Genomic DNA, 12,435 nt, shown 5'->3' with positions numbered 1-12,435 from the left:
CGATTCTCATTGAATGTCTTTAAGGTGAAAGCCGGCAAATGGGTTGCTTGCCGGTTCCCCTGCGTCAGGCTTAACCTCGCCGGTTAACGCGTGAGGGCGCGTTTTGCAGAAGGGGAACACTTGCAATGACCATACAAGGCGCATCGCCCGGCCTCTACACGAGGATCTGGCTCCGGCAACGGTCAGGAACTGGGGACCGTTTTCGATCTTCAATGTCTGGACGTCCGACGTCCACAGCCTCTGGGGCTACTACCTCGCCGCAAGTCTGTTTCTGTTCTGCGGTGGCTTCGTCAACTTCATCATCGCCATCGGCATCGGCTCGCTGATCATCTACGCGTTGATGAACATGGTCGGCTATGCCGGGGTGAAGACCGGCGTGCCCTACCCCGTGCTCGCGCGTGCCTCCTTCGGCATCTGGGGCGCCAACATCCCGGCGCTGGTGCGCGCCGTCGTCGCCTGCTTCTGGTACGGCGCGCAGACAGCCGCCGCGTCGGGCGCAATCGTCGCGCTGCTGACCCGCCTGCAATGGTTCAACGAATTCAACCAGACCTCGCACCTCCTCGGCCATTCCACCCTGGAAGTGATCTGCTTCGTCGTGATCTGGGCACTGCAGCTCCTGATCATCCAGAAGGGCATGGAAACGGTGCGCCGCTTCCAGGATTGGGCCGGCCCTGCCGTGTGGGTGATGATGCTGATCCTGGCGATCTATCTCTGCCTGAAGTCGGGCACCTTCGCCTTCACCAGCGACATCCCGATGGACGTGCTGCTCGACAAGACCAAGGATGCCGGCGTTCCGGGCGAGCCGGGTTCGTGGACGGCGCTGTTCGCGGTGGCGGCGATCTGGGTGACCTATTTCTCGGCGCTCTACCTCAACTTCTGCGACTTCGCCCGCTATGCGCCGGACAACGCGGCGCTGCGCAAGGGCAATATCTGGGGCCTGCCGGTCAATCTGATCCTGTTCTCGCTGGTCGCCGGCGTCACCACGATCGCCGCCTACGACGTCTATCACGAGGTTCTGCTCCATCCCGACCAGATCTCGGCCAAATTCGACAGCTGGTTCCTGGCGGCTCTCGCGGCGCTGACCTTCGCGGTGGCAACGCTCGGCATCAATGTCGTGGCGAACTTCGTCTCGCCGGCCTTCGACTTCTCCAACGTCTTCCCGCGCCAGATCGACTTCAAGAAAGGCGGCTATATCGCGGCGCTGATCGCGCTGGTGCTCTATCCCTTCGCGCCGTGGGAAGGCAGCGCGGCTTCCTTCGTCAACATCATCGGCGCGACGATGGGGCCGATCTTCGGCGTGATGATGGTCGATTACTATCTGATCCGGAAGAGCGAGGTCGACGTCGAGGCGCTCTACCGCGAGGATGGCGAGTTCCGCTTCCAGGGCGGCTGGCATGTCAACGCCTTCATCGCCGCCGGCACCGGCGCGATCTTCTCCTCGATCCTGCCCAACTTCACCAACTGGCTGCCGTCCTGGTGGGGCGTCTACGGCTGGTTCTTCGGCGTGGCGATCGCTGGCGCCGTCTACTACGTGCTGCGCACCATGGCGCTCGGAGCAGGCGCCAAAACGGCAAAAGCCTGAAATAAGGCAGTAGGCAGTAGGGATTAGGCAATAGAGAATGCCACCTACTGCCTACTGCCTACTGCCTACTGCCTACTGCCTACTGCCTACTGCCTACTGCCTACTGCCTACTGCCTACTGCCTACTGCCTATTTACCGACCATCTCGGCCAGTCTGCGCACCGTGTTCCAGTTGCGCGAAGTGCCGATGCCCATACGCTTGTGACTGGCGGCTGCAAGCAGCCGCGAGCTTGGCCGCTCACGTGAAAAGACGATCCAGATATCGCCGCCGATCAAAAACACCTTCTCGTCCTCGGCGGCACAGGCGCGAAGCGCTGATATGGCATCCTCGGCGACAGGCACGCGCATCACCCGCACCGCGACCTGATCGCCTGTATCCGCGGACTCGACCGGGAACGGATTGCCGGCTGCCAGCTCGAGCCAATCTTCAGCGCTGCGCACGATGATGTCGACATGGCGGCCAAAGCTCTGTTCGAAGGCCGTTTCCAGTCGCTGCTCGAGGTTGGAAATCCTGGTCGCCCGCGCCTCGAAGACCAGATTGCCCGTCGCCACAAGGGTGCGCACATTCTTGAGCCCGAGGCCTTCCGCCATCGCCTTGAGGTCGGACATAACGACCCGCCGCCCCTCGCCCAGGATAATGCTGTAGAGCAGCGCGACGTAAGTCTGCATCAAACGAGGCGCGACTGTTCCATCGCTGCTTCGATGAAGCTGGCGAACAGCGGGTGCGGTTCGAGCGGCCGGCTCTTCAGTTCAGGGTGATACTGCACGCCGATGAACCAGGGATGGTCGGGATATTCGACCGTCTCGGGCAGCACGCCGTCGGGCGACATACCGGCAAAGACCAGGCCACAGTCCTCGAGCCGCTGCTTGTAGTCGACATTGACCTCGTAGCGGTGCCGGTGACGCTCGGAAATCTGCGTGTCGCCATAGATCTCGGCGATCTTCGACCCTTTGGCCAATTCGGCCTGGTAAGCGCCGAGCCGCATGGTGCCGCCGAGGTCGCCGGTGGCCCGGCGCTTTTCCAGCATGTTGCCCTTCAGCCATTCGGTCATCAGCCCGACGACGGGTTCGTCGGTCGGACCGAACTCGGTCGAAGAGGCATGCTCGACACCGGCCAGCGAACGCGCCGCCTCGATGCAGGCCATCTGCATGCCGAAGCAGATACCGAAGTAAGGCACCTTGCGCTCGCGCGCGAATTTCGCCGCCAGGATCTTGCCCTCCGAGCCACGCTCGCCGAAACCGCCGGGAACAAGGATGCCATGCACCTTTTCCAGCCACGGCGTCGGGTCTTCCTTCTCGAAGATCTCGCTCTCGATCCAGTCGAGCTTGACCTTGACGCGGTTGGCGAGGCCGCCATGCGAAAGCGCCTCGATCAGCGATTTGTAGGCATCCTTGAGGCCGGTGTATTTGCCGACGACGGCAATCGTCACCTCTCCTTCCGGATTGTGGATGCGGTTGGAGAGCGCCTGCCATGGCTCCATCCGCGGCTTCGGCGCCGGGTCGATGCCGAAGGCGGCGAGCACTTCCGAATCGAGACCTTCCTTATGGTAGGCCATCGGCACGTCATAGATGTGCGGCACGTCGAGCGCCTGGATGACGGCGCTTTCGCGCACGTTGCAGAACAGCGACAGCTTTCTGCGCTCTTCCTTCGGGATCGGCCGGTCGGCGCGCACCAGAAGAATGTCGGGCGCGATGCCGATACCGCGCAATTCCTTGACCGAATGCTGCGTCGGCTTGGTCTTCAATTCGCCGGCGGTCGGGATGTAGGGCATCAGCGTCAGATGCACATAGACCGCGTTGTTGCGCGGCAGGTCGTTGCCGAGCTGGCGGATCGCTTCCAGGAACGGCATCGCTTCGATATCGCCGACCGTGCCGCCGATCTCACACAGCACGAAGTCGTATTCGTCATTGCCGTCGAGGACGAAATGCTTGATCTCGTCGGTGACGTGCGGGATCACCTGCACGGTGGCGCCGAGATAGTCGCCGCGCCGCTCGCGCTCGATGATGTTCTTGTAGATGCGGCCGGTGGTGATGTTGTCCTGCTGGTTGGCCGACCGGCCGGTAAAACGCTCGTAATGGCCGAGGTCGAGATCGGTCTCGGCGCCGTCGTCGGTGACGAACACTTCGCCATGCTGGTAAGGCGACATCGTTCCAGGGTCGACATTGAGGTAAGGATCGAGCTTTTTGATCCGCGCGCGATAGCCTCGCGCCTGCAGGAGAGCCCCAAGAGCTGCTGCGGCGATGCCTTTTCCGAGTGAGGAAACCACGCCGCCTGTGATGAATACATATCGCGCCATGGGAGTCATCGCTTAACGCGGCCTGATTGATTCCGCCAGAGAAAAAACCGCCGCGAAGGCTTTTTCCCAAAATGGCGCCGATGCCCGCGAGGGGCTTTGCGAAGCATGTCGCCCAAAAGTGCTAGGCGGTTTTGGGAGAACGACATGCGTCAAAACGAAGACTCAAAACGAAAGGGCCGGCGGTGCCGGCCCTTTCGGCAGTATGATTCAAAGCGTCAGATGACAACGCCTGGTTGTTATATGATAACAACCTTGGTGCCGATCTTGACGCGGCTGTAGAGATCCATGACGTGCTCGTTGATCATGCGGAAGCAGCCGTTGGAGGCGCTGGTTCCGATCGACTGCGGCGCAATGGTGCCGTGAATGCGCAGATGCGTGTCCTTCCTGCCGTCATAGAGATAGATGGCGCGCGCGCCGAGGGGGTTCTCGCCGCCGCCGGGCATGCCGTCCTTATACTGACCGTAGTGTTTCGGCTCACGCTTCTGCATGTCGAGCGTCGGGATCCAGCGCGGCCATTCCTGCTTGTCGCCGACGGCCACCGTGCCCTTGAACTGCAGGCCTTCGCGGCCGACCGCGATGGCATAGCGGCGTGCGGTGGAAAACGATTCGACGAGGTAGAGGCGGCGCGCGCTGGTGTCGATGACGATCGTGCCCGGCTCATAGCCGGTGAACGTGACGTCCTGCGGCACGAACTCCGGCTTCACCTTGAACGGCCGCTTGGCGTCTTTCCTGGCGAGCGCCGAATCGAGCGCGCGGGTCTCGGGAAGATAGCTGATCGAGGACACCGACTGGCCGCCGAACAGGCCGGCGAACAGCCCGCCGCTGCTGGCCTGCTTCTGTCCCGGCTGCTCGCTGCGCAGCTCGCCGTTGTTGCCGGTGGCCGCGATGTTCATGGCTTCATCCGAGATTGGTTCGTCGGTCTGGATCGGCGCAATCGGGGTCAGAGATTCCAGCGGTGCGATGATCTTGGTGGTCTTCTTCACCGGCTTTGCATCGGCCACTTCCGTTGATGCTGCCGAACCCTTCTTGGCCAGCCATTCCTGACGCGCCGCGTCGGCTTTGGCCTTGGCCGCCTCGCGCATCGCCATCTTGCGGGCTTCGAGTGCCTTTTCCTTGGCCGCTTCCTTGTCAGCGGCGATCTTGGACTCGAGCTTGCCGATCTGGGCGAGGTCGTCCGAGGTTGGATTTTTCTTCTTTTTGAGAAGCTTCAGCTGCGATGCGTCGCTCTTGGCTGCGACGTTGATGGCGTCGGTTTTCTCGACCGACGGCGAAGCGGCCAGGTTTGCCGGCGAGGCAAAGGCTGCTGAACCCATGCCGAATACGGCACAGAATCCCAAAAGAATGAAGCTGCGAAGCTGCATGGCGAAGATCCGATCGTTCAATGCTTGTTGCCCACGGCGTCGCCCGGCGCCCCCCAAGGACGCCGAAAGTGCCGCGCGCAATCTATAGTCGATTAGCGGTGGGCCGCTCAAGCTGAGCGACAGGTTACGCCCGGTTGAATCTTCGTGATCAAGCGGCATTTGCCGCGACTGTGTTCAAACAACAACAGAATCGCGGCGGCAATGCTTGGCCGGCTACTGGTTCGGAACCTGCGGGGTGACCGGCAAGGTGACGCCATTCGCGGCCGGCGGCGTGGCCGGATTCGCGGGCGCCGGCGTGACGGGCGCAGTGGCCGGAGCTGTCGTCGCGGCGCCGTTCGAAAGCGGAGTCGTGGTCGTCGTGCCGCCCGACGGAGCCGCGGGCGCAGTGCCGCCCACCGGACCGTTCGCGCCCGGCAGTTGATTAAGCACGCCCGACGCCGGAGCGCGATTGAGGATGTCGGTCGGCTTCTCGCCGTAGCGGGCGAGGATGGACAGGGCGAGCGAGGTCACGAAAAAGGCCGCGGCCAGGATTGCCGTCGCGCGGGTAAGCGCATTGGCGGCGCCCCGCGCCGTCATGAAACCGGAACCGCCGCCAATGCCGAGACCGCCGCCTTCGGAGCGCTGCAGCAGCACCACTCCGACAAGGGCGAGCACGACCATGAGGTGGATGACGATCAGTACGGTTTCCATAATTTATCCTGGCGAGGCCTTGCGCGGCCGCGCATACGACCGGTGATTTGGAGGCGGCTCCTTACAATGCTTTGGCGGCATTTCCAAGCCCGTGGCCGGGAATATGGGGAGCAATCCGGCCGTTGCAACGATTTGGGCCGCCTCCCCGCCGTTCCGATAAGCGCCCGCGGCTACGACATGTGCATATAGGCTTCCGCAATGGCGAGGAAGTCCGCCGCCTTGAGGCTCGCGCCCCCGACCAGCGCGCCATCGACATTCTCGACGCCAAGCAGTTCCACCGCATTGGAAGGCTTGACCGAACCGCCGTAGAGAATGCGCATCCTGGCCGCGGCGTCACCGAGCAGGGCGGTCAGCTTGCCGCGGATATGCGCATGCGCCTCGGCAACGTCGGCGGCGGTCGGCGTCAGGCCGGTGCCGATCGCCCAAACGGGCTCATAGGCGATGATCGTATTGGCGGAGGTGGCGCTCGGCGGTACCGAACCGTCGAGCTGGCGCGACAAGATATCGAGCGTCGCGCCTGCCTCGCGTTCGGCGCGCGTCTCGCCGATGCATACGACGGCCACCAACCCTGCCCGCCAGGCGGCCGACGCCTTGGCATGGACGATCGCATCGTCGTCGCCGCATTGTTCGCGCCGTTCGGAATGGCCGACGATCACGTGACTCGCGCCGGCATCCTTCAGCATCTCGGCCGATATCTGGCCGGTGTAGGCGCCGCTCTCCTTGGGATGGCAGTCCTCGCCGCCGGCGCGGACCGGCGTGCGCGAAAGGATCTCGGCGGCCTGGTGAAGCAGGGTCGCCGGCACGCAGACCAAGGCCTCGGTCTCCGCATCCAGCCCGCTCATGAAGCCATTGCCGATCATCCTCAACTCGTTGAGCGAGGCGCTGGTGCCGTTCATTTTCCAGTTGCCGGCGACGAGCGGACGGATTCCAGGGGTCATGGGGTCGGTTCTCCAGGCGACATAAGGCTGCGCCCTCACTACCAAAATCAGGCCACAAAGCAATCGACAGTGGGCCGGAAGGGCGCTATTGCGCTTGTTTCAGACTCGGGCGCGCGCGAAAATGCGCAAAAATCGGAAGTAAGCATGCTTGGTTTATTGAGAAGCGCGGCGGGCACCTGGGTCGCGAAGGCGTTGTTGTCCCTGCTGGTGGTCAGCTTTGCCGTCTGGGGCATTTCCGGGCGCCTGTCGGGAAGCTTGGCTGGCCATCATTCGGTGATCACCGCCGGCGGCACCACGGTCTCGATCAACGAGTACCGCCTCGCCTACGATCGCCAGATCAACCTCTTGTCGCAGCAATATGGCCAGCGCATCACGCATGAGCAGGCCAAGCTCCTCGGCATCGACAACCAGGTGCTGGCGCAGCTCGTTTCAGGCGCCGTGCTTGACGAGCAGGCCCGCAAGCTCGGGCTAGGCTTCTCCAAGGACAGCTTGGCCGAGTTGACGCACCAGGAACCGGCTTTCAGGGGCCCAAGCGGCCAGTTCGATCTGCGGGTGTTTGAGGCCAGGCTTCGCGATCTCGGCATGCGACCTGAAGACTATCTCAGGAATCGCTCCCAGGTGGCCAAGCGCCAGCAGATCGTCGAGGCGGTTTCTGACGGCCTCAAGGCGCCGCAGACCTTCCTCAAGGCGGTCGCGCTCTATCGCGGCGAGGACCGCACGATCGACTATCTCGTCCTGCCGAAGACGCTGGTGCAGCCGATCGATGCGCCGTCCGACAGCGCGCTGAAAACCTATTTCGAGACCAACAAGAAGAACTACGCAGCGCCGGAATACCGCAAGTTCTCCTATATCCGGCTTGAGCCGCAGGACATCATGGACCCGACGGCGGTGACCGACAGCCAAGTCGCCGACGACTACAACAAGAACAAGGCGCGCTATACCACGCCTGAAATGCGCACCATCGAACAGTTGGTGTTCAAGACCCCGGACGCGGCCAAAGCCGCATATGACTCGCTGAAAGCCGGCGCCACCTTCGACAAGATCGTCACCGCCGAGGGCAAGACCCAGGCCGACACACTGCTCGGCACGCTGGCCAAGGACAAGATCGCCGACAAGGCGGTGGCCGACGCGGCCTTCTCGCTCAATGCCAACGAGGTCAGTCCGGTGGTTCAGGGCACCTTCGGCCCGGTGCTGCTGCGCGTCACCGAAATCAAGCCGCAGGTGGTGAAACCGCTTTCGGAGGCGTCCGACCAGATCCGCAAGGACCTGGCGCTCGGCGAGGCGAGCCGCATCCTGCTCGACGTGCATGACAGCTACGAGGACACCCGCGCCTCGGGCGCCTCGCTTGCCCAGGCCGCCGACAAGCTGAAGCTGAAGATCGTCACCATCGACGCCATCGACCGGACCGGCCAGCGGCCGGATGGCACGATCGTCAACGACCTGCCGCAATCTGCGGATCTCATCAAGGCGGTCTTCGAGGCCGAGCCGAATACGGAAAATGAAGGCCTGACCACCGCCGACAACGGCTTCGTGTTCTACGAAGTCCAGTCGATCACCCCGGCACGCGACCGCACGCTGGATGAAGTCCGCCAGAAGGTCGCGGCCGACTGGACGGGTGCCGAGACCGACAAGCGGCTCGACGCGAAGGCGCAGGATCTGGAAAAGCGCCTGAAGGCCGGCACGACGCTCGATGTCATCGCAGGCGAGCTCAAGCTCGAGAAGCAGACCAAGCGCGGCCTGAAGCGCGAGGCCGACGACGCCGATTTCGGCAAGGAAGGCGCCGCGGCCATGTTCGGCGTCGGCGAAGGCGGCACGGGTCTGATCCCCTCGCCTACCGGCGATGGCCAGATCCTGTTCAAGGTTGCCGAAGTCTTCGAGCCGGCTGGCGCCGATGGCAGCTCGGTTCCGGACGATGCGCAGAAATCCTTCAGTGCCGGCATGTCCGACGACCTGCTCGACCAGCTGGTGGCACAGCTGCAGTCGCAGTATGACGTTCGCATCGATCCGGCCGCCGTTTCCCAAGCACAGACCCGATGAGCGCTTTGAAGACACACATAGCCAAGGTTGCCACCGGCGCCCCGCTCTCCTTCGAGGAAGCGCGCGAGGCTTTCGATATCATCATGTCGGGCGACGCCACCCCCGGCCAGATCGGCGGCTTCCTGATGGCGCTGCGCGTGCGCGGCGAGACGGTGAGCGAAATCTCCGGCGCGGTCGCCACGATGCGTGCCAAGATGCTGCGCGTCGAAGCGCCGGATGGCGCGATCGACATCGTCGGCACAGGCGGCGACAATTCGCACAGCGTCAACATCTCGACCGCTTCGGCATTCGTCATCGCGGCGGCCGGCGTTCCGGTCGCCAAGCATGGCAATCGCGGCCTGTCCTCGCTGACCGGTTCCGCCGATGTGCTCACGGCGCTCGGCGTCAAGATCGACATCTCGCCGGAGACGATCGGCCGTTGCATCCATGAGGCCGGCGTCGGCTTCATGTTCGCGCCGGCGCATCATCCGGCGATGAAGCATGTCGGCCCGACCAGGGTCGAACTCGGCACGCGCACCATCTTCAACCTGCTGGGACCGCTGTCCAACCCGGCCGGTGTCAGCCGTCAGATGGTCGGCGTTTTCCTGCCGGAGTGGATCTTGCCCGTCGCCGAGACGCTGAAGGCGCTTGGCGCCGATCACGCCTGGGTCGTGCACGGTGACGGTTACGACGAGATCACCACCACCGGCGAAACGCAGGTGGCCGAGCTTGCCGGCGGCGAAATCCGCACCTTCACCCTCACCCCCGAGGCAGTGGGGCTGAAGCGGCACACCAAGGAAGAGTTGCGCGGCGGCGACGCGGCCTATAATGCCAAGGCGCTGCGCGATATGCTGGGCGGCGCTGCCGGCGCCTATCGCGACACCGTACTGATGAATGCCGGCGCGGGGCTGGTGGTGGCCGGCAAGGCGACGACGCTCGCCGATGGCATCGCGGCCGCTGCGCAGGCAATCGACAGCGGCCGGGCGCTTGCGGTGCTCGACAAGCTCATCGAGATTTCGAACGGTTAGAACCTTGTCCGATATCCTGCGCAAGATCGAAGCCTATAAGCGCGAAGAGATCGCCGCGGCGAAGCTCAGCGCGCCGCTTGCCGATATCAAGGCGAAGGCGAAGGATGCAGAACCGCCGCGCGGCTTCGTTGCAGCGCTCGAGGCCAAGCGGAAGGCCGGCGGCTTCGCGCTGATCGCCGAGATCAAGAAGGCGAGCCCTTCCAAGGGCTTGATTCGCGCCGACTTCGACCCGCCGGCGCTCGCCAAGGCTTATCAGCAAGGGGGCGCCGCCTGTCTTTCGGTGCTGACCGACGCCCCGTCGTTCCAGGGCGCGCCCGCTTTCCTGACCGCCGCGCGCGCCGCCGTCAGCCTGCCTGCCCTGCGCAAGGATTTCCTCTTCGATCCATACCAGGTGCATGAGGCGCGGGCCTGGGGCGCCGACGCGATCCTGATCATCATGGCAAGCGTCGACGACGCTTTGGCTCGTGAGCTCGAAGCCACGGCGTTCGAGCTCGGCATGGACGCGCTGGTCGAGGTGCATGACGAGAAGGAGATGGAGCGCGCGCTTCGCCTCTCGTCGCGGCTGATCGGCATCAACAACCGCGATTTGAGGACCTTCGAGACCAGCCTCGACGTTTCCGAGCGACTGGCGGCGATGGTGCCGGCCGACCGGCTGCTGGTCAGCGAAAGCGGCATCTTCACCCATCAGGACTGCCGCCGGCTGGAGAAGAGCAGGATCGGCACCTTCCTCGTCGGCGAAAGCCTGATGCGGCAGGCCGATGTGGCCGCCGCGACCGCACTGCTACTGACGGGCAAGGCGCCGGCCGAGGCCGTCTGACGATGCCCGCCCTCACCCATATCAGCGCCGGCGGCGAGGCCAACATGGTCGATGTCGGCGACAAAGCCGAGACGACGCGCACGGCGATCGCCGAGGGTTTTGTCTCGATGCGGCCGGAGACGCTGGAAATGATCCTGACCGGCGACGCCAAGAAGGGCGACGTGCTGGGAACCGCGCGCATCGCCGGCATCATGGCGGCAAAGCGCACGCATGAGCTCGTTCCGCTCTGCCACCCGCTGCTTCTCACCAAGGTTGCCGTCGACATCGAGCCCGACCGCGCGCTTCCCGGCCTCAAGGTTACCGCGCTTGCGCGCGTCACCGGCAAGACGGGTGTGGAGATGGAGGCGCTGACCGCCGCGTCGGTCGCCTGTCTCACCATCTACGACATGGCCAAGGCGGCGGACCGCGCCATGGTGATTTCCGGCATCAGGCTGGTCGAGAAGACCGGTGGCAAGTCGGGCGACTACAAGTCGGCCAAATCCGGGGCAGGTTCATAAATGGCATTGGTTCCGGTCGCCGAGGCTCTCGAGCGCCTGCTGGACGGCGCTGCGGCGTTGCCTGGCGAAAGCGTGCCGCTGGCTGATGCGGCCGGCCGCGTGCTGGCCGAGTCGGTGGTCGCGCTGCGCACCCAGCCGCCCTTCGAAGCATCGGCCATGGACGGCTATGCCGTCCGCTCCGCGGACGTGGCATCAGCGCCGGCGCGGCTCTCGGTGATCGGCGTGGCGCCGGCCGGGCGCGGCTTCACCGGCTCCGTCGGCGATGGCGAGGCCGTGCGCATCTTCACCGGCGCTCCCCTGCCGGAAGGCGCCGACACCGTCGTCATCCAGGAGAATGTCCGCGCTCCCGGCGGCGGCGACATCGAAGTGATGGAGCCGACCGCGCAGGGACGCAATGTCCGTCGCCGCGGGCTGGACTTCGGCCAAGGCGACATGCTCCTCGAAAGCGGTCGCCTGCTCGACCCGGCAGCGCTTTCGCTTGCCGCATCCGCCAATCATCCGAACCTCGATGTGGTGCGGCAGCCGCTGGTGGCCATCATCGCCACGGGCGACGAATTGCTGCCGCCCGGCAGCGAGCTTGGCCCCGACCAGATCATCTCGTCCAACGCCTATGGCGTCATAGCTACGGCGCAGTCGGTTGGCGCGCGCGCCCTCGACCTCGGCATCGCCGCCGACCGCCATGACGCGATCGCGGCGCTGGTCAAGAAAGCCGTGGCGGCAGGCGCCGACGTCCTCGTCACCCTTGGCGGCGCCTCGGTCGGCGACCATGACCTGATCCACGACGTGCTGACCGGCGAAGGCATGAAGCTCGATTTCTGGAAGATCGCCATGCGTCCCGGCAAACCGTTGATGTTTGGCCGGCTGGGCAATATCCGCTGCATCGGCCTGCCCGGCAATCCGGTGGCAAGCCTGGTTTGCTCGCAGCTTTTCCTGAAGCCGCTTCTTGCGCGGCTCGGCGGCCGCCTCTATCGCCCGGATATTCGAACGGCGCGGCTGGGTGCCGCCATGAACGCCAACGATCTCCGGCAGGACTATGTGCGCGCAACGGTGCGCGAGGATGCCGCAACGCTGGTCGCGACGCCGTTCGGCATCCAGGATTCCTCGATGCTGAGGATGCTTGCCGACGCCAATGGCCTGATCGTGCGCGAACCCTTTGCCCCGGCAGCCGAAGCCGGCGCCGAATGCAGCGTGCTGATGCTGCGCTGAGCCG

The 12,435-nt window shown here is 64.4% G+C and carries 10 protein-coding genes and 1 pseudogene; 6 read left to right on the top strand and 5 right to left on the bottom strand.

Annotated elements, in window-relative coordinates; all coding sequences use genetic code 11:
• Window positions 1-125: 125 nt before the first annotated feature.
• Window positions 126-1,582: pseudogene (locus EJ070_RS25915) on the top strand (NCS1 family nucleobase:cation symporter-1).
• Window positions 1,583-1,710: 128 nt separating this feature from the next.
• Here EJ070_RS25915 and EJ070_RS25910 read toward each other — a convergent pair.
• The 5 genes from EJ070_RS25910 to tpiA form a co-directional block, all read right to left on the bottom strand.
• Window positions 1,711-2,250 (bottom strand): DUF1697 domain-containing protein, encoded by a 540-nt coding sequence (locus EJ070_RS25910; RefSeq protein ID WP_126093908.1) that lies wholly within the window; start codon window positions 2,248-2,250, stop codon window positions 1,711-1,713.
• Window positions 2,250-3,887: a CTP synthase gene (locus EJ070_RS25905; RefSeq protein ID WP_126093907.1), complete on the bottom strand. Its 1,638-nt coding sequence runs from the start codon at window positions 3,885-3,887 to the stop codon at window positions 2,250-2,252. Before EJ070_RS25905 ends, EJ070_RS25910 begins: the two co-directional genes overlap by 1 nt.
• Before the next feature lie 227 nt (window positions 3,888-4,114).
• Complete coding sequence (locus tag EJ070_RS25900; RefSeq protein WP_126093906.1) at window positions 4,115-5,239, bottom strand: L,D-transpeptidase; 1,125 nt, start codon at window positions 5,237-5,239, stop codon at window positions 4,115-4,117.
• 213 nt (window positions 5,240-5,452) lie between these two features.
• Window positions 5,453-5,929, bottom strand: a complete 477-nt coding sequence (gene secG, locus EJ070_RS25895; protein WP_126093905.1) for a preprotein translocase subunit SecG — start codon at window positions 5,927-5,929, stop codon at window positions 5,453-5,455.
• 170 nt (window positions 5,930-6,099) lie between these two features.
• The gene (tpiA, locus tag EJ070_RS25890) at window positions 6,100-6,867 is read right to left on the bottom strand and encodes a triose-phosphate isomerase (protein WP_126093904.1); all 768 of its coding nucleotides are present in this window, start codon (window positions 6,865-6,867) and stop codon (window positions 6,100-6,102) included.
• 144 nt (window positions 6,868-7,011) lie between these two features.
• Here tpiA and EJ070_RS25885 point away from each other — a divergent pair, with 144 nt between their 5' ends.
• From EJ070_RS25885 to glp, 5 genes are read left to right on the top strand one after another with little or no spacing between them, the layout of a single operon-like run.
• Window positions 7,012-8,904, top strand: a complete 1,893-nt coding sequence (locus tag EJ070_RS25885; RefSeq protein ID WP_126093903.1) for a peptidyl-prolyl cis-trans isomerase — start codon at window positions 7,012-7,014, stop codon at window positions 8,902-8,904.
• Entirely contained in the window at window positions 8,901-9,911 is a 1,011-nt protein-coding gene (trpD, locus tag EJ070_RS25880) for an anthranilate phosphoribosyltransferase (RefSeq protein WP_126093902.1), read from the top strand. Before EJ070_RS25885 ends, trpD begins: the two co-directional genes overlap by 4 nt.
• 4 nt (window positions 9,912-9,915) lie before the next feature.
• Entirely contained in the window at window positions 9,916-10,728 is an 813-nt protein-coding gene (trpC, locus tag EJ070_RS25875; protein WP_126093901.1) for an indole-3-glycerol phosphate synthase TrpC, read from the top strand.
• A gap of 2 nt (window positions 10,729-10,730) precedes the next feature.
• On the top strand, window positions 10,731-11,225 hold the full coding sequence (moaC, locus tag EJ070_RS25870; protein ID WP_126093900.1) for a cyclic pyranopterin monophosphate synthase MoaC: 495 nt from the start codon (window positions 10,731-10,733) through the stop codon (window positions 11,223-11,225).
• Window positions 11,226-12,431, top strand: coding sequence for a gephyrin-like molybdotransferase Glp (glp, locus tag EJ070_RS25865; RefSeq protein WP_126093899.1), 1,206 nt, complete (start codon window positions 11,226-11,228; stop codon window positions 12,429-12,431).
• Window positions 12,432-12,435: the final 4 nt, after the last annotated feature.

The sequence above is a fragment of the Mesorhizobium sp. M1E.F.Ca.ET.045.02.1.1 genome (genome assembly GCF_003952485.1).
Classification (GTDB): domain Bacteria; phylum Pseudomonadota; class Alphaproteobacteria; order Rhizobiales; family Rhizobiaceae; genus Mesorhizobium.
This window is presented reverse-complemented; position numbering and strand designations above follow the sequence as displayed.

Excerpts from the sequence above, each read along its gene's own strand:
- EJ070_RS25905 (WP_126093907.1), bottom strand. The coding sequence starts at position 3,887 with ATGACTCCCATGGCGCGATATGTATTCATCACAGGCGGCGTGGTTTCC.
- EJ070_RS25885 (WP_126093903.1), top strand. The coding sequence starts at position 7,012 with ATGCTTGGTTTATTGAGAAGCGCGGCGGGCACCTGGGTCGCGAAGGCG.
- moaC (WP_126093900.1), top strand. The coding sequence starts at position 10,731 with ATGCCCGCCCTCACCCATATCAGCGCCGGCGGCGAGGCCAACATGGTC.
- EJ070_RS25910 (WP_126093908.1), bottom strand. The coding sequence starts at position 2,250 with ATGCAGACTTACGTCGCGCTGCTCTACAGCATTATCCTGGGCGAGGGG.
- glp (WP_126093899.1), top strand. The coding sequence starts at position 11,226 with ATGGCATTGGTTCCGGTCGCCGAGGCTCTCGAGCGCCTGCTGGACGGC.
- secG (WP_126093905.1), bottom strand. The coding sequence starts at position 5,929 with ATGGAAACCGTACTGATCGTCATCCACCTCATGGTCGTGCTCGCCCTT.
- EJ070_RS25900 (WP_126093906.1), bottom strand. The coding sequence starts at position 5,239 with ATGCAGCTTCGCAGCTTCATTCTTTTGGGATTCTGTGCCGTATTCGGC.
- trpD (WP_126093902.1), top strand. The coding sequence starts at position 8,901 with ATGAGCGCTTTGAAGACACACATAGCCAAGGTTGCCACCGGCGCCCCG.
- tpiA (WP_126093904.1), bottom strand. The coding sequence starts at position 6,867 with ATGACCCCTGGAATCCGTCCGCTCGTCGCCGGCAACTGGAAAATGAAC.